Below are 1,153 nucleotides of genomic sequence, written 5' to 3' on the forward strand. Positions count from 1 at the left end.
TATATAACTTTTCATAATCATGAGAGTTTCATATTTCCTATTCCTTTCCATGTGGTTGCTGAAGCGGCATTCAAAAAAATCTTAACTTTTTTGATTAGCTGCCACATATATTGGCAATAATGATTTCGTGTCACCGTTTCATGCAATGATTGCCATAACCGTTCTATTTTATTCAACCATGGAGAGTAAATAGGAAGAAATAACAGTGTTACTGTCGGATTTAGCTCCAACCAGGCTTTGACTTGTTTGCTGGTATGAATGCTGTAATTATCTAAAATGACGGTTAGCGTTTTTGCATGACGGTAATGGTGCTTTAATTTCTCTAAAATTTTGATAAATAATTGAGAGTTCTTTCTATTATAACCCGTATAGACAATTTCTCTGGTTTGAATATTAAAACAACCAGCAAAGTAGTATTTTTGATTTTTTCCCGGTGTAATGAGCCTTTTTTGCTGCCCTTTGAAATACCAGTCTGAACCTATTTTGGGATTGAAATTAATATCCACTTCATCCTCATAAAAGACGGGATTTTCTTCTGATGCCTGTGATAATGCCTGATTAATACGTGCCATTTTCTCCTCATAGTTAGGGTCTGGTTTATGTACGGTAGGGGCTACCCGTCGCCAAACGATTTTATTTTTATGGAGAAATCGATAAAGTGTACTGATTGAAAATTTCATGTTTATTATTTTGTTGATCTGAATAATAAAAAGCTCCAGACTCCAGCGAGAACGGACATAATCGAGCTGTTGTGGCGAAATTTCCAGTAAATGAAGAATAAAAGGTAAAAGTGGGGCCAGATCCCATTGGCGATGGCGGCCCGCTGGCTTACTTTTCAATCCTATCCAACCATATGTTCTAAAACGCTTAATCCAACGCCATACAGAAGATTGAGCGATACAAAATTCTTTAGCTACGACAGAAACTGATTCACCTCGGTAAAGTGCAAGCACGGCCATAACCCGGATAGCATAGGCTTTATCTTGCGTTTTTTGGGCAATTTTTTTCATCAAACGGCGTTCAATACGGAAAGTTGGTGGTAAGATAAGCATGACTCAGTCCTCTCTTTTGCTTTTTTGTTTGTGGAAAATCAAAATTCGCAAAAATTGGACTGAGTTTCTTCGACACTCCTACCATTTTGAAAAGTTATTTA

Annotated in this window: 1 protein-coding gene; it reads right to left on the bottom strand. The window is 36.9% G+C overall.

The window, feature by feature from the left end; genetic code table 11:
- Positions 1–17: 17 nt before the first annotated feature.
- Positions 18–1,052, bottom strand: coding sequence for an IS630 family transposase (locus IQ209_RS17885; RefSeq protein WP_193852528.1), 1,035 nt, complete (start codon positions 1,050–1,052; stop codon positions 18–20).
- Between the last annotated feature and the right edge of the window lie 101 nt (positions 1,053–1,153).

Source organism: Xenorhabdus sp. BG5, from assembly GCF_015163665.1.
GTDB lineage: Bacteria > Pseudomonadota > Gammaproteobacteria > Enterobacterales > Enterobacteriaceae > Xenorhabdus.